Origin of the sequence: Bradyrhizobium sp. ORS 285 (assembly GCF_900176205.1) — a bacterium.
Classification (GTDB): Bacteria; Pseudomonadota; Alphaproteobacteria; order Rhizobiales; family Xanthobacteraceae; genus Bradyrhizobium.
This window is the reverse complement of the sequence record NZ_LT859959.1, coordinates 4,237,831-4,256,335: the sequence shown is the minus strand read 5'-3', so window position 1 is coordinate 4,256,335 and position 18,505 is coordinate 4,237,831. Positions and strand designations below refer to the sequence as shown.

Here is an 18,505-nt window from a genome sequence, read left to right as displayed (position 1 = left end):
TGTCCCGACAGGCTCTATATTCGCCGCATGACCCTGATCGCTGGCGCCGTTGCCGTCATCACCCTGTATCTTCTGCTGCAGATGTTCCGGGCCGCCAACCCGGCGGTGCTGGCGCGCGCCATCAAGATGGCCGGCGGTGTCGGTTGTCTTGCGATCGCCGCCTTCACCGGGATCCGCGGCGAGCTGGTTGTCGCGATTCCGATCGGGCTGTTCGGGGCAGGGCTGCTCGGCTGGTCGCCGGGCGGGCTCGGCACACTCGGCGGCATGTTCGGGATCGGCGGACCGCGATCGTCGGGGCAGAACTCGCGGGTGCGCTCGCAGTTCATCGAGATGACGCTCGATCACGACAGCGGCCAGCTGCAGGGCCGCTTCGTGGCCGGCCCACATGCCGGCCGGTCGCTGGATCAGTTCGATCTGCCGCAGCTTGCGGCGATGATGCCGAGCCTCGACGCCGACAGTGTCGCGCTACTTGAAACTTATCTGGACCGCCGGTTTCCCGCTTGGCGTCAGCACGCGCAAGGCGATGCGGCAGGGGGGCAGCGCCGCGCGGCGTCGAGCTCCAAAATGACGGAAGAGGAGGCCTATCAGATCCTTGGCCTGCAGCCTGGCGCGGGGCGTGACGAGATCGGGCGTGCCCACCGTGCGCTCATGAAGAAACTGCATCCCGACCAAGGGGGGTCGACGTATCTCGCCGCCCGGGTAAACGAGGCCAAGGACACTCTGCTTCGTACGCATCACGGCTAACTCCGGCAACGCCACCAACGCTACAGATCGAAACGGCTTCCATCACAGTCACGTCGACATCAGCGGCTCTCGGCTTTGTCAGGCGCGATCGTTCGACATGGTGAAAAACTTCTAGCGGCAATTCCTTGACGAGTGGTTTGCGCGAGCGTGCTCGCCGCAGTCTCGCGCGCGCGCAACGAAAAAGGCCCGCGCGTGTGTCGCGCGGGCCTCATGTGCAGTGATGTCGATCTGCTTAGTTGTGCACGGTCATGCAGGAGATGTCGGCGCGCTTCAGCTTCTTGCACACCGCTTCGGCCTGATCGCGATCGAGACCGGCGAAGCGGGCGCGGATCAGCTTCTTGTCGCCCTTCGAGACCGTCTCGGTGAACGGATCGGCCTTGCTCAGCAGGCCCTGCGCCGAGCTGCGCGCGGCCTCGATGCGCTTCTGCGCCTCGGCCTCGTTGTCGAGCGCACCGACCTGGATGATCCAGCCGCTCCGCGCCACGGCAGGGCGGGCCGGCAGTTCCTGAGCAGGGCTCGCAGAAGCCAGCTGGGTCGGCGCCGGCGCTGACGGCTGAGTAGCGGGCGCGGCATAGGCCATCGCCTGGGACGAGGCGGGCGGCAGGCTGGAGGCCGGCAGCACGCCGAGGATGCCGTTGCCGGTGCCATGACCCGCCGGCTGCGGCGGCATCTCGGGGCGCGCGGCGGTCTCAGTGCGGGCGATCGGCGGTGCCGGCTCGATCGCTTCGATGCGTTGCGCGATCGGAGCGGGCGGCGGTGCGACCGGCTGCGGGGCTGCGGTGGCGAGCTTCACGGCGCCGGCCTTGACCTGAACCGTTCTGACCTTGACCGGCTTCATCGGCTCGGTCGAGCCGGGGACCAGAGAGATCGGCTGATTCTGGATTACGCCTGATGTCATCGGCGCGGGCTCGACCTTGGCCTCTTTCGGCGCCGCCGGCGGCAGCGCGGCGGTGGCCTCCGACAGGGTCGACATCAGCTTGGCGGCGCGGCTCGGGGCCGGGGTCTCCGGCGCGGCCGAGGCGAGCTGGACCGTGCCCTGATCGTCGCCGGCATCGGAATTGCCCCGCTCGCCGATCGCAGCGACAGTGCGCTTGGTCGCGCCCTTCTCGAGGTTCTCGGCCAGCAGGTTGCGCATGATCGCGTCGCGCGAGCCGCCGCTGCGGCCGCCCATCACGACGCCGACCAGATGGCGGTTGCCGCGGCGGAGCGAGGTCACGATGTTGAAGCCGGAGGCGCGGGTATAGCCGGTCTTGATGCCGTCGATGCCCTCCACGCTGCCGAGCAGATGATTGTGGTTGCGGATCGACTGGCCGCGATAATTGAAGACCTCGGTCGAGAAGTAGCGATAGTAGCGCGGGAAGCGGTCCTGGATGGCGCGGCCGAGGATCGACTGGTCACGCGCGGTCGTGATCTGCTCGTCGGCCGGCAGGCCCGAGGCGTTGACATAGGTGGTGCGGCTCATGCCGAGCGAGCGCGCCTTGCGCGTCATCAGCTTGGCGAAGTCGTCCTCGTCGCCGCCGATCGCCTCGGCAATCACGACCGCGGCGTCGTTGGCCGAGCGCGTCACCAGGCCCTTGATCGCGTCCTCGACGCGGATGGTCTGGCCGGGACGCAGGCCGAGCTTGGTCGGCGACTGCTCGGAGGCGTGCTCGGACACCGGCATCTCGGTGTCGAGCTTCATCTTGCCCGACTCCAGGCGCTCGAACAGCAGATAGAGCGTCATGATCTTGGTGAGCGAGGCCGGATGCCGCAGCGCGTCCGGGTTGGTCGCGGTCAGGGTCGCGCCCGAATTGCCGTCGACGATGATCGAGGCGAATGCCGGGCTGTAGCTGCCCTCGTCGGCATGGGGAGAATGACGCGCGTGGTGGTGCCGATGACGCCGGCGCGCTTCTGCGCTGTCCACCGTGACGACTGCCGCCACCGTGAGGGTGAGCAGCCCGTAGACGCCAACCCGCAGCAGGCGCGAGGAAGCCAGGTTTTTGCGAAGCATGAAATCCCCGTCCAATTTCTGACGTGATCACCGGGAGTTGAGGCGAAATTGTGCCAAAACGCCTCCGCGATCTTTGCCTGTCGGACCTCCAGTTTGCGCCTCGACGCGGTCATGCATCGAAAGGCCCCAACTGAGGTTTTGTTAAGACGCTGTTTTAGAACAGCTTTACGGTTCGGCCGACATTGGCCGGGACCACAGGAGAGGTTAGGACGGTCGAGTTGCCAAAGGATTAAAGAAACCTTGCGCCGATGGCGGGGATTTCGGTCGAACTGGCCCGACTTGAAGCGATCCGAGGCTTTAGCAGAATTTGGCCCGCCCTAATGCCCGCGATGGTGCATTGCACAAGATTCTTGCTTTTTATTGTGCGGTGCACTAAATTGGGACTGCGTCAGGGAGCCGGGCCTCCCTGAGGGTGATAAGTCAGGGAAAGGAATGCCACATGTTTAAGGTTGAAGACTTCCAGAATTACGGCAAGGAGCAGTTCGAGACCGTCGTGAATTCCGCGACCACGGTGCAGAACGGCCTCCATGCTATCGCCACCGCCTATGGCGACTACACCAAGAAATCCTTCGAGGACACCAAGTCCTTCGTCGAGAAGCTGCAGGGCGTGAAGTCGCTCGACAAGGTGCTCGAGGTCCAGACCGAGTTCGCCAAGTCCGCCTACGAGACCTTCGTCGCCGATTCGCAGAAGATCGCCGGCCTGTATTCGGATCTCGCCAAGCACGCGTTCAAGCCGCTCGAAGGCCTTGCCGCCAAGTTCACCCCGCCGGCCGCGCATTGATCGCAGCCACCGCGAGGTGACAGTCGAAAGCCCGGCTCGCGCCGGGCTTTTTTGTTGGGCGATAATGATCGATGGAGTGAGTGCCGCCTTTATTTGGCAACACGCAACTTCGACAGCGCGGTTCCGATCGAGTTGAAGGTGGTCACGATCTGGCTGGAGCTGGTCAGCATGTAGAACTTGTCCGGGCTGCTGGCGCAGTTCTGCAGCACGGTCGACGTCGGATCGGCAGGCGATGAGGTGTTCACCTGGATCGTGTAGATCGTGTACATCGAATTGCCCTTGGCATCCTTGGTGTTCTTCAGGTTGGAGCACAGCAGCGCCTGGCGCGCGTCGATCGGGTTGCCGGAGGCCTGGCTCGAGCCGTTGCCGTATTCCGGCCAGCGATCTTCCGTGTTGAGACCGTCCGACAGCAGGATGATGACTCGATTATAGGTCGTGCTCGCGGCTTCCGCCGGAGCCCCCAGGACGCCGTTCGGGATCAGCGACTGCACGGCCCAGGCGAGGCCGATGGCCTGGTTGGTGCCGCCGGTCGGCTGCATCGCGTTGACCGCGCTCTTCAGCGAGTTCCAATTGTAGCTGAGCGGAACGATCGGCGCGAGCTTGGTCGAGGCGCTGCTGCTGCAATACTGGGTGTTGTTCTCCATGTGCTGGTTGGCCGGGAACAGCGTGGTCACGTCGGACGTCGATGGCGAGACTGCATTTGCGTCGTTCGGCTGGGTGCGGTCGGCGACGCAGCCCGTCCAGGTGCTCTTGGCGTTGGCGACCCAGGTCTTGGTGTACGTGTTCACCTTGCAGGTGTAACCACTGGTGCCTGACGTGCCCGTGCAGGTGCAGCTTTCATTGGCGCCGTTGCTGCACTTGCAACTCGAGCCGGTGCAATAGGTGACCACGGTCGAGGTCTTGGTCGTCGTCCAGCACCCATTGTAATAGCTGTGCGACGCTGAATCGTAGCCCGGGCAGATCTGGCCCGCATTGGCGTCGCCGGTCTTCGGGATGGTCGAGACGCTGGCGCTGCCCGTGGTCGGACCGCTGACGCAGCCGAAATAGGAGAAGCCGTTGCTCGACTTGAACGGGCAGGAGGATCCCGGCCCGACCATGTCCCACTGCGCCTGCGAGAAGCTGCCGTTCGGGATTGCGGCCTGATAGGAGCCGTTAGCGGGCTGAACGGTGGGCGGATTTTGCCAGTCGGTCCAATCCAGCCAGTTCTGGGCGTAATTGCTTTCGCCGACGTTGACGACCTTGGCGAAGGGAACGACCGAGATGTAGACGTCGCCGGGGGCCTTGGCGAGGGCGCTGAGCTGGTCGATCAGCCCGCCGCTGCCGGCGACCGCGTTCTGCAGGGCGGTCATCTTGTTGCTGGAGGCCATCGAGCCGGTGTTGTCGAGCGCCAGCGCGACGCGCATCTTCACGTCGCCCCAGGTCGTCGTCGCCTTGGTGCTGAAGTCCATCGTCGGGAAGCCGGCGAGCTTCATGAACTGCGTGACGATCTGTCCCGAAGCGGTCAGCTGGATGTTGGATGCCGTGGTGGTGGTCGCTGCGGTATAGCTGACGTTGACGCCGATGCCCTTGGCATCCGCACTGGTGTACAGCGCCTTGAAATAGGCCGATGCCTTCGTTGGAATGTCGGTTGAGGTGATCGTTCCCTGAGCTAGATCGCGCGACAGCATCAGCGCAGTCGAATCCAGCGCCGCCTGCATCGACGATCTCGCGGCGTTGGCCCGGCTGTAGTCGATGCCGGCGCCGACGAAGGCGAGAATCGGCAGCAGCGCGATCGCGAACGTTACGGCGATATTGCCGCTAGTGTCGCGGACGAAGCGTCGCACGGTCTTGCGGCAGAAGCGGACGAAGGTCTCGGCGGTCATGTCGCTCACCAATGATGATTTTCCGCGGGCCATTTCGGGGCGGCTTCGTCAAGGGTGGGTAAATCGAAAGCTCGAAAAGCCGAGCCAATACCGCAGTATGGCCGTCGCGGCGCCGCCGCCGCTGGTTCCCTGTCAATGCCCGGTGAATGGGCTTTGTAAAATGCGAGCGGTTTGTTTAACCTTCGGCCTCATCGCCGGGGCAGGGAATCGGTCCTGCCGGAGCGTCCGTCCATTGATCGGATGCGCTTGCGGCAAACCGGCCGCTGACCCATATTCCTGGTGTCGGTCCAACCGGACCGGTCGGCTGGGACAGGCGATCTGGAACGCAGGACCGGGTGGCGGAAGCGGCCCGGTAGGGGACAGTGCGAGAAACCCTTTATTGGGAGGCTCGCAGCATTATCTAACGCGTGCAAGATGTCGCAGCCAAATTCCAGATTGAACCGATCCGCGCCTAGGATGAGCAATAACGACAATAAATCCGGTGGCACCGGTGGTCCGGCCACGTCCGTGATCACCAAGGTCAAGCCGAAGACCAAGCGCCCCAATCTCTATCGCGTCCTGATCCTCAACGACGATTACACGCCGATGGAGTTCGTGGTTCACGTCCTGGAAAAGTTCTTCAACAAGGACGTCGAGGCTGCGACCAAGATCATGCTCCACGTGCATCATCACGGGATCGGCGAGTGCGGCGTTTTCACCTACGAGATCGCCGAGACCAAGGTGACGCAGGTGATGGATTTCGCCCGCAAGCACCAGCATCCTCTGCAGTGTGTGATGGAAAAGAAATAGCGCTGGCGTCGCGGGGCGCGGAGCCGGCAGGTCCATGCTCTCCGCCGTCCGATCGAGACTGCTTGCTCCGCGCCAAGGACTGAAATGCACGGGCGGAAACGTCGGAGCGGACGTTTCGGTCGGCAATCACCGGGCAGCGTTCGCCCGGAGAACTACGGCCGGATCCCGACCGTCTAGAATTTCTCCCGTTCGGTTGCCGGAAGCCGGGGTTTGCCGCAATCGGAACGGGTTTTGCATTGACGATCCGGTGAACCCGTAATCGAGACGCTCGGCCGGTCTTTTGTCGCACTCGGTTATAACTATATTTGACAAAGGTTGTTGTTGCCTGACCGGGCGGCGGCGATCATGATGGCAGGGGGCCACAGAGGACGCGCATGCCGACTTTTTCTCAAAGCCTTGAACAATCCCTGCATCGTGCGCTGGCGATTGCCAACGAGCGTCATCATCAATACGCGACATTGGAACATCTCCTTCTGTCCTTGATTGATGACAGCGATGCAGCGGCCGTGATGCGCGCGTGCAGCGTCGACCTCGACAAGCTGCGCGGCAGTCTCGTCAATTATCTCGAAACCGAGTTTGAAAATCTGGTCACGGACGGCAGCGACGACGCCAAGCCGACCGCGGGTTTCCAGCGCGTGATCCAGCGCGCGGTGATTCACGTTCAGTCGTCGGGCCGCGAAGAAGTGACCGGCGCCAACGTGCTGATCGCGATCTTCGCCGAGCGCGAGAGCCACGCCGCCTACTTCCTGCAAGAGCAGGACATGACGCGCTACGACGCCGTGAACTACATCAGCCACGGCATCGCCAAGCGCCCTGGTGTCTCCGAAGCCCGCCCAGTGCGCGGCGTCGACGAAGAGACCGAGACCAAGGGCAACGAGGACTCCAAGAAAAAGGGCGAGGCGCTGGAAACCTATTGCGTCAATCTCAACAAGAAGGCCCGCGACGGCAAGATCGATCCGGTGATCGGCCGCAACTCGGAAATCAACCGCGCGATCCAGGTGCTGTGTCGCCGGCAGAAGAACAACCCGCTGTTCGTCGGTGAAGCCGGCGTCGGCAAGACGGCCATCGCCGAAGGTCTCGCCAAGCGTATCGTCGACAGCGATGTGCCCGAGGTGCTGTCGGCCGCGACCGTGTTCTCGCTGGACATGGGCACCTTGCTCGCCGGCACGCGCTATCGCGGTGACTTCGAGGAGCGTCTGAAGCAGGTGCTGAAGGAGCTCGAGGCGCATCCGAACGCGATCCTGTTCATCGACGAGATCCACACCGTGATCGGTGCGGGTGCGACGTCGGGCGGGGCGATGGATGCCTCGAACCTGCTCAAGCCGGCGCTGGCCTCGGGCTCGATCCGCTGCATGGGCTCGACGACCTACAAGGAATATCGCCAGCACTTCGAGAAGGACCGCGCTTTGGTGCGCCGGTTCCAGAAGATCGACGTCAACGAGCCGTCGGTGGAAGATGCGATCGCGATCCTGAAGGGCCTCAAGCCTTACTTCGAGGACTATCACCGCCTGAAGTACACCAATGAGGCCATCGAGGCCGCGGTTCAGCTGTCGTCGCGCTACATCCACGACCGCAAGCTGCCGGACAAGGCGATCGACGTGATCGACGAATCCGGCGCGGCGCAGATGCTGCTCGCCGAGAACAAGCGCAAGAAGACGATCGGCATCAAGGAGATCGAGACCACGATCGCCACAATGGCGCGGATTCCGCCGAAGAGCGTGTCGAAGGACGATGCCGAGGTGCTCAAGCATCTCGAGCAGACCCTGAAGCGCGTGGTGTTCGGTCAGGACAAGGCGATCGACTCGCTGTCGGCCTCGATCAAGCTGGCGCGTGCCGGCCTGCGCGAGCCGGAGAAGCCGATTGGCTGCTACCTGTTCTCAGGCCCGACCGGCGTCGGCAAGACCGAGGTGGCCAAGCAGCTCGCGGCGACCCTCGGCGTCGAGCTCCTGCGCTTCGACATGTCGGAGTACATGGAGCGACACACGGTGTCGCGGCTGATCGGCGCACCTCCCGGCTATGTCGGCTTCGACCAGGGCGGCCTCCTGACCGATGGCGTCGACCAGCATCCGCATTGCGTGGTGCTGCTGGACGAGATCGAGAAGGCGCATCCGGATCTGTACAATGTGCTGCTGCAGATCATGGATCATGGCCGGCTCACCGACCACAACGGCAAGCAGGTCAACTTCCGCAACGTCATCCTGATCATGACGACGAATGCGGGTGCGGCTGACCTCGCCAAGCAGGCGTTCGGCTTCCACCGCTCGAAGCGGGAAGGCGACGACCACGAGGCGATCAACCGGCAGTTCGCGCCGGAATTCCGCAACCGCCTCGATGCCATCGTCTCGTTCGGCCATCTCCCGGTCGACGTGATCGGCATGGTCGTCGAGAAGTTCGTGCTGCAGCTCGAGGTCCAGCTGGCCGACCGCGACGTCACGATCGAGCTGTCGGAACCGGCCAAGGCCTGGCTGATCCAGCACGGCTATGACGAGCAGATGGGCGCGCGCCCGATGGGCCGCGTGATCCAGGAGCACATCAAGAAGCCGCTGGCCGACGAGGTGCTGTTCGGCAGGCTGAAGAGCGGCGGCCACGTCCGCGTCGTCCTGGTCAAGGACGAATCCGGCGTGGACGAGAAGATCGGCTTCGAGTTCGTCGACGGCCCGGTCTCGCCGAAGTCGGAAGTCCCGGCGGCGCGCAAGCGCAAGCCCAAGTCCGGCGGCAGCGGCCCGAAGGGCCCGGCGCCGAAGGGACCGCTGGTCAAGGCGTGAGGCTTTCGACCCAACGAATGCGAAAGGCCGGCTTTGCGCCGGCCTTTTTCTTTGTCCGGGCGAAGACCTAAAGCTCAGGCCGGCTTGATGAAGAAGTACACCGTCAGTCCGCAGCCGACCGCGATGATGAAGCGGCGCACATAGGCCGGCGGGATGATCCGGCCGAGCCGGGCGCCGACGAAGCCGCCGAGCATGCCCGTGCACATCATCGTCAAGGTCTCCAACCAATGCACGCGGCCGGAGAAGGCGAAGATGATGGAGGCCATGATGTTCATCAGCGCGGCGAGCCAGATTTTCAGGCCGTTCATCGCGCGGATGTCGCGCATGCCATAGAACACCAGGGCGGCCAGCATCAGGATGCCGATGCCGCCGCCGAAATAGCCGCCGTATATCGCGATCACGAACTGCACGGCCTGGATGGTCAGCGGCCCGAGCCAAGGCTTGCCGTCCTTCGGCGTGAAGCGCATGCCGAAGGCGAACACGACGGTGGCGAACAGCAGGAGCCACGGCACCAGGCGGCTGAAGGCTGCCGATGGCGTCACGAGCAGCAGCACGGCTCCGAGCGTGCCGCCAACCAGGCTGATGATCGACAGCCGCACCAGATCGCGGCGCCACGACGCCTCGGCATCTCGTAAGATGTCACGGGATGCGAAGGCGCTGACGAACTGACCTGGGCAGAGCGCAACCGTGCTCGACGCATTGGCGTCGATCGCCGGGATGCCGGCGGCGAGCAGAGTGGGGAAGGTCAGGAATGCGCCGCCGCCCGCGAGCGCGTTGACGATGCCCGAGCCGAAGGCAGCCAGCGCGAGCAAAGCGAGCATGGTCCAGTTCGTCGTCACTGCCGCTACTCGCCCTTCAGCCGTTGGCCGTCATGAATTCGAACATGCTCGGCGCCGCGGGCACCGGCTGGCGACAGCCGGAGCATGCTCAGGAACGCGCCGACCAGCGCAAAGCCGACGCCGGTCAACAGCGACAGCCGTGTGCCATCGCTTGGGTCGATCGCCAGGAACATGGCCACCAGCGCCGCACCGGTGGTCTGGCCGAGCAGGCGAGCTGTGCCGAGCATGCCGCTGGCGCCGCCGGCGCGCTCGCGCGGCGCGGCGGCGATCATGGTGCGGTTGTTCGGGGTCTGGAACAGGCCGAAGCCGCAGCCCGCCAGCGCCATCCGCCACACGACGTCCCATGACGAGGGCTGTTGCGGCAGCAGGCCGAGCGCGCACAGGCCGGCCGCGAAGATGACAAGGCCGATGCCGCCGAGCAGACCGGCCGGAACGCGCTCCACCAGACGGCCCGCGATCGGCGCGGTCAGGCCGACCGCGATCGGCCAGGGCGTGATCAACAGGCCCATCTGCACCGGCGAATAGCCGAAATGGCTTTCCAGGTAGAACGGGATCGCGACGAAGGCGAGCATCTGGCCGCAGAACGACGAGATCGACGTCGCGATCGACAGCGCGAACACGGGGATGCGCAGCAGGTCAAGCGGCAGCAGCGGCGAGGCCATGTGGGTCTGGCGATAGACCAGCCAGATGCCGGCGACGACGGCCACGACGAACTCGATGGCGCAGGTCACCAGCGCCTCGCCGTGACCGAGGCTGTCGACGGCGGCGATCAAAAAGCCGAACGTGACCGCGCTGAGCGCGGCGCTCTGCCAGTCGAACATATGCGGCGCGCGCGGCGTATGCGGCAGGAAGCGGAAGCCGAACACGAAGGTGACGATGCCGAGCGGCACGTTGATCGCGAACAGCCAGGGCCAGCTGCCGACCGCGAGGATGCCTGCCGCGATCGTCGGACCGACCGCGGCTGAGACCGCGACCACCATCGCATTGATGCCGATGCCGCGGCCGAGCAGCGCCTGCGGATAGGTGAAGCGAACCAGCGCCGAGTTCACGCTGAGAATGCCCGCGGCGCCAAAACCCTGCAGGATGCGCGCGAGCGTCAGCAGCAGCAGGTTGTCGGCCAGCGCACAGAACAACGAGGCAGCCGTGAACAGCACGAGGCCGGCGAGATAGACGCGGCGATAGCCGATGATCTCGCCGAGCGAGGCCAGCGGCAGCAGCGAGATCGTCACCGCGAGCTGATAGCCGTTGACGATCCAGATCGAGAACGCCGGGCTGGCGTTGAGGTCGCGCGCGATCGTCGGCAGCGCCACATTGGCGATGGCGCCGTCGACGACCGCCAGCACGATACCGAGCGCGATCGTGACGATCGCCCAGGTCCGCTGCGGCAGCGGCAGGCCGTCGGCATGTACCATCGTGGGCGTGGACGTCATTGCGCAGGCTCCGGCCGCAGCCGGGCCGCGGATAAGGGACGGGCACGGGCAACCGCGCCGCACAACCCGCGTTCCATGCGCTCTCGCGGGACCGAGGCGTCAGCGCCGCTTGGCGCGGACCTGGATGGCCTTGAGATAATTGACCACGGCTTCGGCCTCGGGCCGGTCGAACTGGAAGCTCGGCATGTCCTTGTGGATCGTCGAGAGGCCGGTCTGCAGCCGCTGGGCGAAGTCCTCGTCATAGAGCTTGCTGTCACCGAAGGTCCTGAACGGGGGCGCGTCGGGATGCGGGCTGGCGCCGGTGGGACCTATCGCATGGCATCGGCTGCAAAGGCTTTGCAAGAGCGCTTTTCCACGCTTCTGCTCGCTGTCCAGCGCATGGCTTGGATTGATCATGGTGCACAGCAACACCAAACCTAATCCTGCTTGCATCCTCATGATGGTCTCTCAGCCGCTGCCGGCTACCAGCGGCCGGTCGCCTTCCCATAGGCGTAAAGCGCGATCAGGCCAATGGTCACGACCATGGATGCGATCAGGACGATGCGATCCCAGCGCGGCGGATCGTCATCGTCGCGGTTGAGCGTCAGCAGGGCGAACAGGGCCTTGAGGGCAAAGCGGCGCATGGCATCGTCCGGGCGGTCGGCCAGCACGTCGGCGACCGCGTGGCGGCAAGCTTAGCGCGTCACGGCGCTGCGCCGCCACTCGCGCGGCGTCATGCCGAACTGCTCGCGGAACACCCGGCCGAAATGCGAGAGGTCGTTGAAGCCCCAGGAAAACGCGATCTCGCTGATCTGGCGAGGCGCCAGCGCCGGCGTGGCGAGGTCACGATGACATTGCTTCAGGCGTTCGGCCAGCAGGAAGCGCTGGAATGACAGTTGTTCGTCCGAGAACAGGTCATTGACATAGCGCGGGGACAGGCCGAGCTCGCGGGCGACTTCCGGCAGCGACAGATCGGAATCAGACAGCCGCGTGCGGACATGCGCCTTGATGCGGTAGAGCAGGGCCGCGCGATGGCTCGAGGCGGGCAGGGGCTGCGTGCGAAGCCGCTCGGCCAGGGTCATGGCGACGAGGTCGGCGGCCTGGTCGGCTAGGCGCTCGGCATGTTCTGTGCCGATGTGGTCGGCGCGTTCGCAGAGCTTGATGATGAAGTCGTAGGCGAGCGGCTGCAGCGGGCTGTCGGCGCCGAAGGTGATCGCCGTCACGGCCTCAGTGGCGCCGATCCTGCGTTGCAGCATCTCGCGCGGAAGCTTGAACACGGTCTGCCGGAAGGCGGCATCGAACTGAAGCTCGTAGGTCCGGGTGGTGTCGTAGATTGCGAATTCGCCTGATCGGATCACGGTGTCGCGGCCGTCCTGGGTCACACCGCCGATCCCCTCGCGTCCGAGCGCGACCAGCACGTAGTCCGCATCCGCCCGCGCGATGCGCTGCGATGTCCGGTGGACGCGCTGCCGGTCCGAGGCGACCTCGGAGCAGACGGCCCGCCCCAGCGTCGTGTGGGTGACCGAGCCGCGAAACGCGCTGCCGAGATCGGACGTGCAGTCGAGCCCGACATAGACGTCGCAGACAATGTCCTGCCACAGCGCCAGCCGGCGGTGGCCCGGGCTTCCCTCCGTGGTGAACAGGACCGGCATCGCGGTCTCCCTTTGCACCTGTGCCAATGGACGGTTGGAAATGCAGCAAATTCCGGGCCGGCGGGCCGCTGACGGCCTGCCGCAGTCGAGTTTTCGTGCCGAGCCAGACGAGCGCGAATGGCGGCTGAGGTCAATACTCCCGATCGAAGCGCGGCGGTACGCTGCCGATCCGCAAAAGGGGAGACGAGCGATGGGACTGGCACATCCGAAATACAAGGTGGCGGTGGTGCAGGCGGCGCCGGCCTGGCTCGATCTCGATGGCTCGATCAAGAAGACGATCGCGCTGATCGAGGAGGCGGCCGACAAGGGCGCCAAGCTGATCGCCTTTCCGGAGGTCTTCATCCCCGGCTATCCCTGGCACATCTGGATGGACTCGCCGGCCTGGTGCATCGGCCGCGGTTTCGTGCAGCGCTATTTCGACAATTCGCTCGCCTATGACAGCCCGCAGGCGGAGGCGCTCCGTGCGGCCGTGCGCAAGGCGAAGCTCACCGCCGTGCTGGGCCTGTCCGAGCGCGACGGCGGCAGCCTCTACATCGCGCAATGGCTGATTGGTCCGGACGGCGAGACGATCGCCAAGCGCCGCAAGCTGCGCCCGACCCATGCCGAGCGCACCGTCTATGGCGAGGGCGACGGCAGCGATCTCGCCGTACACGACCGGGCCGATATCGGCCGGATCGGCGCGCTGTGCTGCTGGGAGCATCTGCAGCCGCTGTCGAAATATGCGATGTACGCCCAGAACGAGCAGGTGCACGTCGCAGCTTGGCCGAGCTTCTCGCTCTACGACCCGTTCGCGCCGGCGCTCGGCGCCGAGGTCAACAATGCAGCGTCGCGCGTCTACGCTGTCGAAGGCTCGTGCTTCGTGCTGGCGCCGTGCGCGACCGTCTCGCAGGCGATGATCGACGAGCTCTGCGACCGGCCCGACAAGCACGCGCTGCTGCATGTCGGCGGCGGCCATGCCGCGATCTTCGGCCCGGACGGCTCGATGCTGGCCGAGAAGCTGCCGCCGGAACAGGAAGGGCTGCTGATCGCCGAGATCGATCTCGGCATGATCGGCATCGCCAAGAACGCCGCCGATCCGGCGGGGCACTATTCGCGGCCCGACGTGACGCGGCTGCTGCTCAACAAGAAGCCGTTCAATCGGGTCGAGCCATTTGCGCTTCCGGTCGACACCGTTGCGCCCACGGAGACACACGTGGCGGGATGACCCCGCTGCGTCCTCGGAGCGACGGAGGTCAGAGGGCCCGACCTCAGCTGTTGCTCCGAGATCAACAGCGCTGCCGAATCGATCGTGCTGACGGGATTATTCAGGCCTAATCTTGTCCGCGATCGCCTCGGCGGCTTGCGCTCGCCCTCAGATTGCTTCACGAATTCGTGGGCAAGGGGGGAATCATGTTCGTTGAGTGGCGCAATATCGGTCTTCTGGGCGCTCTGTTGGGTGCTCTGGCTCTTGGCGCCTGTGCGTCGAGTTCGGCCGACATCACCCCGACCTACGTATCTCCGATGATCTTTCAGTCGTACAACTGCCAGCAGCTTGCGATGGAAGCGCAGAGCGTCTCATCGCGCGCAGCCGTTCTCTCCGGGGCGCAGGACAAGCAGCGGACGAATGATACGATTGCGACCACCGCTGCCGTCGTGGTCTTCTGGCCGGCGGCATTTCTGGTCGGAGGCGATAAGCAGACGGCTGCCGAGCTGGCCAACATGAAGGGCCAGATGGTTGCCATCGAGCAGGCCTCGATCGCCAAGAAGTGCAATATTCAGTTTCAAAGGCCCGAGCCGAAGGCTGAAGAAAAATAGGCGTTCGGTTTCCGCGGTCGGTCGTTTCCTTCAAATCCGGCCGCCTCAGTGCGAGAGCGCCTAGGTCGGGCTATCGCGAAGGCCGCGTGCGATCGCCTTCTGTGCGTCGAACTCCGCGCGCCGGCGCGCGAGCTCGTCGGGCGCGAGCAACGCGGGATTGCTGTAGTCGCGCTTCCAGCTGTGATCATCACTCCATTGCAAGGGCGACTGCACGGTGGTCCGTGCGGCCGGTGAACGCTCGAGAACATCGAGGGCGAGCTCCAGCGTGAACGCCTGCGATGCCGTGTCGTGCGGCTTGCCGGCGGAATTGCCGAGCGGAAAGTCCGAGAACAGAAAGCGCGGCGCGGCCGCGTGCTCGACGATGTCCTTCGCGCAGCCCATCACGACAGTCGGGATGCCGTTGGCTTCGAGATGGCGCGCCACCAGAGTGACCGTCTGGTGGCACACCGGGCAGTTCGGTACTAGCACGACGGCGTCGATCTCGTCAGCACGGCATCGCGCCAGAATCTCCGGCGCATCAGTCTCGATCGTCACGCGCTGGCTGCGGTTGGTCGGCGCGCCGAAGAAGCGCGGCCCGACCGCGCCGATGCGACCTTTGCCGGCAAGGCGGATCAGTTGCGGCAGCGGAAACCAGGTGTTGGGATCCGTCGCGGTCGTATGGGTGCGGTCGTAGGCGATGTGCGAGATGCGCAGGTCATGCGACGCCGACGTGTCACCGTCATAGACGGAGTAGAAGTTGGCGCCGCCATTATAGGGCGCGCCGGGTCCCTGATCACCCTTGGCCGGATCGAAAGGTGCGGCCGTTGTGATGATGGTGACGCGCGATTGCGCGAGCGGTTTGCGCAGCCGTTGGAAGGGGGCTGAAATGTAGTGGGCCCAGCGATATGGCGTCTCGTAGCCGATGGCGAGGTAATAGTCGCGGGTGCGCGCCATATAGGCCAGCGGCGCGGCCTCCTCAGGGGCGAAGCCGAGTGTGTCGTCGGTGCGGGTGGCCATCGGTCGCGCTCCCTGAGAGATCGCCGATGTGCTAGCCGCCGGACCGTCTGTGTCAAGGCGCCGCGCGTTGGAACCGGAGGTCGCTTGAGGCTTTGTCTGTCCGCGGTTGGGTCCGCCGGCGGTCAAGCCGGCTTTTTTCATCGTTTCCATGCTCGTTTGGGTTTCGACAGCTTGCCAGTCCCTCGGCATCGTCATCTGTCTCATGGTCGCGACGCTGGGCAGCGCCGCCGCCAATGAGGGCGAGACCGTGTGGCCGCTGGTGGACGGGGCACCTCCGGCCCAGAATGATCCGAAGGACGCGGCCGCAAAGGCTGATGACCCCAAGGAGAGCGGCACGCGCGAGGCGATCTGCCTGATGATCGAGTCCGCCGCCAAGTCCAACGATCTGCCGCTCGAATTCTTTGCCCGCGTGATCTGGCAGGAGAGCCGCTTCCAGAGCGATGCGGTCGGGCCGGTCACGCGCAACGGCCAGCGCGCGCAAGGCATTGCCCAGTTCATGCCCGGCACGGCGAGCGAGCGCGAGCTGCTCGATCCGTTCGATCCGGTGCAGGCGCTGCCGAAATCGGCGCAGTTCCTGGCCGAGTTGCGCGATCAGTTCGGCAATCTCGGGCTGGCCGCGGCGGCCTATAATGCCGGTCCGCGCCGGGTGCAGAATTGGCTCGCCGGCAAGGGCCAGATGCCGTGGGAGACGCGCAACTACGTCTCGGCCATCACGGGGACATCGATCGACGAGTGGGCGACCGCTGGCAAGGGGGGCAAGACGCCGCCGAGCGCGCGGCCGACTTCCTGTCATCAATTGATGGCGCTGTTGAAGCGCGCGCCGAACCCGTTCGTGACCCAGCTGGAGCAGCATGTCGCGGTGTCCGCCGCGAAATCGTGGGGCGTGCAACTGGCGGCCGGCTTCGATCGCAACAAGGCGCTGTCGATGTACGCACGGGCGATCAAAGGCCTGGGCTCGGTGATCGGCGACCGTGATCCGAGCCTGCTGTCGTCTGTCATGCGCACGCGCGGCAACCGCGCCTTCTACCAGGTGCGGATCGGCGCCGACACGCGCGGCGAGGCCGACGCGCTGTGCAACCGCATCCGCGGTGCCGGCGGCGCCTGTTTCGTGCTGCGCAACCGCGCCTGAGGGCCGGCGGCTTGCGCCGTGTGCAGAGCCGCGCGCGTGCCGTGGCGGTTGACGCCGGGTGGTTTCGAAAGCCTTATCGCGGTCCGTTTCGCTGGGGCGCCCGTGACACTTCCTCCGCTCGATTCGCCGCAATGGCATGGTTCGCTCCGGGCCTTCGTCTGGGGGCTGCGCGCGACATCGGCGACCATTCTGTCCGTCGTGCTGTTCGTCACCTTCATCGGCATCGGCGCGCTTGCCCACGACACCCATTTCAGCATGCTCTGGGCGATCCTGAGCACCGTGCTGGTATGGGCCGGGCCGGCGCAGATCATCCTGGTGTCGACGCTCGGCTCCGGCCAGACGATTTTGCAATCGGCCATCGCGGTGACGATGAGCGCGATCCGGCTGTTTCCAATGGTGGTGGCCGTGCTGCCGCTGATCCGCTCGCCCGACACCAAGCGGCGGCATCTGGTGCTGATCGCGCATTTCACCGCGGTGACCCTGTGGGTGGAATGCTATCGCCTCCTGCCGCATGTGCCGCGCGAACGCCGCATCGCCTTCGTGCACGGGCTCGGCTCCGGTCTCATGGGCGTGGCGCTGGTCGCGACCATCATCGGCTATCTGCTCGCCGCCAACCTGTCCCAGACCTTCGGCGCCGCCGTGCTGCTGCTGACGCCGCTGGCGTTCCTGTTCTCCACCTTGCGCAATGCCAAGGAGCTCGCCGACGTGCTCGCGCTCGGCCTCGGCCTCGTGCTGTATCCGTTGGCTGCCCGGCTCAACAGCGGCGTCGACATCCTGGTCAGCGGCGTCGTCGCCGGTACGATTGCCTTCGCCGTCCACAAATGGCGCGAGCGGCGGGAGGCGGCATGAGTGACTTCATCGGCGATTGGCATGCCCTGGTGGTGCTGCTGGTCGCGGGCGTCATCCCGAACCAGATCTGGCGGCTGCTCGGCCTGTGGTTCGGCAGTGGCCTCGACGAGGGCTCGGACCTGCTGATGTGGGTCAAGGCAGTTGCGACTGCGATCCTCGCCGGCGTCATCGCACAGATCCTCGTGCAGCCGCCGGGCGCGCTCGCCAGCGTGCCCTGGGAGCTGCGCTATGGCGCTGTCGCAGCCGGCCTCGCGGCCTTTCTCGTGACGCGCCGCTCGATCTTCGCCGGGGTCGTCTGCGGCGAGGCGGTCATGCTGGCCGGCAAATGGTGGCTCGGCTGAGTTGCGCGACCGCAATTGCGATGCCGCCGCGTTCGGCTAGATTGCGGGGAGATCTGAGGATTTCGAAATGACCACTGATGCCGATCTCCGCCCGGGTGAAGTCGCGATCGAGGCGCCGCAGCCGCGTGATGCTTCGCTGTACTTCATCGGCCGCATCCGCACGCCCTGGACCTCGCGGCTGGAAACGCCACGGCAGGGCAGCTTCGAGGGCCCGGTGTGCCGACTCGAAATCTTCGAGCCCTGGGTGCCGGCGCTGCAGGGCATCGACGGCTTCAGCCATCTCCAGGTGCTGTATTGGCTCAACCGCGCGCGCCGCGACCTCGTCAAGCAGAGCCCGCGCCACCATGACGGCGAGACGCGCGGCACCTTCGCGCTACGCTCGCCGGTGCGCCCCAATCCGATCGGCGTCTCGACCGTCCGCTTCGTCGCGCTGGAGGGCAGCACGGTGCTGGTGCGTGGCCTCGACTGTCTCGACGAGACGCCGTTGATCGATCTGAAGCCCGATCATTGCGTGTTTACGCAGGCGCGTGCGTCGGGGGACAACGACAACGCATAAGATCGACGG

General features: G+C 65.3%; 18 protein-coding genes. 10 read left to right on the top strand and 8 right to left on the bottom strand.

Annotation, left to right across the window (positions count from 1 at the left end; all coding sequences use genetic code 11):
• Positions 1-27: 27 nt before the first annotated feature.
• Positions 28-744, top strand: coding sequence for a DnaJ domain-containing protein (locus tag BRAD285_RS19255; RefSeq protein WP_006611279.1), 717 nt, complete (start codon positions 28-30; stop codon positions 742-744).
• Positions 745-976: 232 nt separating this feature from the next.
• Here the strand turns inward: BRAD285_RS19255 and BRAD285_RS19250 are convergent, their stop codons facing one another.
• On the bottom strand, positions 977-2,734 hold the full coding sequence (locus BRAD285_RS19250) for a serine hydrolase (RefSeq protein ID WP_006611278.1): 1,758 nt from the start codon (positions 2,732-2,734) through the stop codon (positions 977-979).
• Positions 2,735-3,173: 439 nt separating this feature from the next.
• Here BRAD285_RS19250 and BRAD285_RS19245 point away from each other — a divergent pair, with 439 nt between their 5' ends.
• Entirely contained in the window at positions 3,174-3,515 is a 342-nt protein-coding gene (locus tag BRAD285_RS19245) for a phasin family protein (RefSeq protein WP_006611277.1), read from the top strand.
• 89 nt (positions 3,516-3,604) lie between these two features.
• On the opposite strand, the gene BRAD285_RS19240 is transcribed toward BRAD285_RS19245, so the two are convergent.
• The gene (locus BRAD285_RS19240; RefSeq protein WP_035645832.1) at positions 3,605-5,377 is read right to left on the bottom strand and encodes a pilus assembly protein; all 1,773 of its coding nucleotides are present in this window, start codon (positions 5,375-5,377) and stop codon (positions 3,605-3,607) included.
• Positions 5,378-5,833: 456 nt separating this feature from the next.
• Between BRAD285_RS19240 and clpS the strand changes: the two genes are divergently transcribed.
• On the top strand, positions 5,834-6,166 hold the full coding sequence (clpS, locus tag BRAD285_RS19235) for an ATP-dependent Clp protease adapter ClpS (RefSeq protein ID WP_006611275.1): 333 nt from the start codon (positions 5,834-5,836) through the stop codon (positions 6,164-6,166).
• 374 nt (positions 6,167-6,540) lie between these two features.
• Complete coding sequence (gene clpA, locus BRAD285_RS19230; protein WP_006611274.1) at positions 6,541-8,931, top strand: ATP-dependent Clp protease ATP-binding subunit ClpA; 2,391 nt, start codon at positions 6,541-6,543, stop codon at positions 8,929-8,931.
• A 74-nt stretch (positions 8,932-9,005) separates the two neighbouring features.
• On the opposite strand, the gene BRAD285_RS19225 is transcribed toward clpA, so the two are convergent.
• The 5 genes from BRAD285_RS19225 to BRAD285_RS19205 form a co-directional block, all read right to left on the bottom strand.
• The gene (locus tag BRAD285_RS19225) at positions 9,006-9,752 is read right to left on the bottom strand and encodes a sulfite exporter TauE/SafE family protein (RefSeq protein WP_172889791.1); all 747 of its coding nucleotides are present in this window, start codon (positions 9,750-9,752) and stop codon (positions 9,006-9,008) included.
• 23 nt (positions 9,753-9,775) lie between these two features.
• Positions 9,776-11,200, bottom strand: a complete 1,425-nt coding sequence (locus BRAD285_RS19220) for an MFS transporter (RefSeq protein WP_006611272.1) — start codon at positions 11,198-11,200, stop codon at positions 9,776-9,778.
• Positions 11,201-11,299: 99 nt separating this feature from the next.
• Positions 11,300-11,638, bottom strand: a complete 339-nt coding sequence (locus BRAD285_RS19215; protein ID WP_006611271.1) for a cytochrome c — start codon at positions 11,636-11,638, stop codon at positions 11,300-11,302.
• Positions 11,639-11,661: 23 nt separating this feature from the next.
• Positions 11,662-11,850 (bottom strand): hypothetical protein, encoded by a 189-nt coding sequence (locus tag BRAD285_RS19210; protein WP_035645828.1) that lies wholly within the window; start codon positions 11,848-11,850, stop codon positions 11,662-11,664.
• A gap of 24 nt (positions 11,851-11,874) precedes the next feature.
• Complete coding sequence (locus BRAD285_RS19205; protein WP_006611269.1) at positions 11,875-12,831, bottom strand: helix-turn-helix domain-containing protein; 957 nt, start codon at positions 12,829-12,831, stop codon at positions 11,875-11,877.
• A gap of 190 nt (positions 12,832-13,021) precedes the next feature.
• Here BRAD285_RS19205 and BRAD285_RS19200 point away from each other — a divergent pair, with 190 nt between their 5' ends.
• Complete coding sequence (locus BRAD285_RS19200; protein ID WP_006611268.1) at positions 13,022-14,035, top strand: carbon-nitrogen hydrolase family protein; 1,014 nt, start codon at positions 13,022-13,024, stop codon at positions 14,033-14,035.
• 185 nt (positions 14,036-14,220) lie between these two features.
• The gene (locus BRAD285_RS19195; protein WP_006611267.1) at positions 14,221-14,625 is read left to right on the top strand and encodes a hypothetical protein; all 405 of its coding nucleotides are present in this window, start codon (positions 14,221-14,223) and stop codon (positions 14,623-14,625) included.
• Positions 14,626-14,685: 60 nt separating this feature from the next.
• Here BRAD285_RS19195 and BRAD285_RS19190 read toward each other — a convergent pair whose 3' ends face one another.
• Entirely contained in the window at positions 14,686-15,621 is a 936-nt protein-coding gene (locus BRAD285_RS19190) for a glycine reductase (protein WP_006611266.1), read from the bottom strand.
• A 202-nt stretch (positions 15,622-15,823) separates the two neighbouring features.
• On the opposite strand from BRAD285_RS19190, the gene BRAD285_RS19185 reads away from it, so the two are divergent.
• The 4 genes from BRAD285_RS19185 to tsaA all read left to right on the top strand — a co-directional run bounded on the left by BRAD285_RS19185 (position 15,824) and on the right by tsaA (position 18,496).
• Positions 15,824-16,750: a lytic transglycosylase domain-containing protein gene (locus BRAD285_RS19185; protein WP_244422158.1), complete on the top strand. Its 927-nt coding sequence runs from the start codon at positions 15,824-15,826 to the stop codon at positions 16,748-16,750.
• 102 nt (positions 16,751-16,852) lie between these two features.
• Positions 16,853-17,599 carry an AzlC family ABC transporter permease gene (locus BRAD285_RS19180; protein ID WP_006611264.1) on the top strand — a complete coding sequence of 249 codons (747 nt, stop codon included), beginning with the start codon at positions 16,853-16,855 and terminating at the stop codon, positions 17,597-17,599.
• Positions 17,596-17,940, top strand: a complete 345-nt coding sequence (locus BRAD285_RS19175; protein WP_006611263.1) for an AzlD domain-containing protein — start codon at positions 17,596-17,598, stop codon at positions 17,938-17,940. Before BRAD285_RS19180 ends, BRAD285_RS19175 begins: the two co-directional genes overlap by 4 nt.
• Positions 17,941-18,007: 67 nt before the next feature.
• Complete coding sequence (gene tsaA / locus BRAD285_RS19170; RefSeq protein WP_006611262.1) at positions 18,008-18,496, top strand: tRNA (N6-threonylcarbamoyladenosine(37)-N6)-methyltransferase TrmO; 489 nt, start codon at positions 18,008-18,010, stop codon at positions 18,494-18,496.
• Positions 18,497-18,505 lie beyond the last annotated feature (9 nt).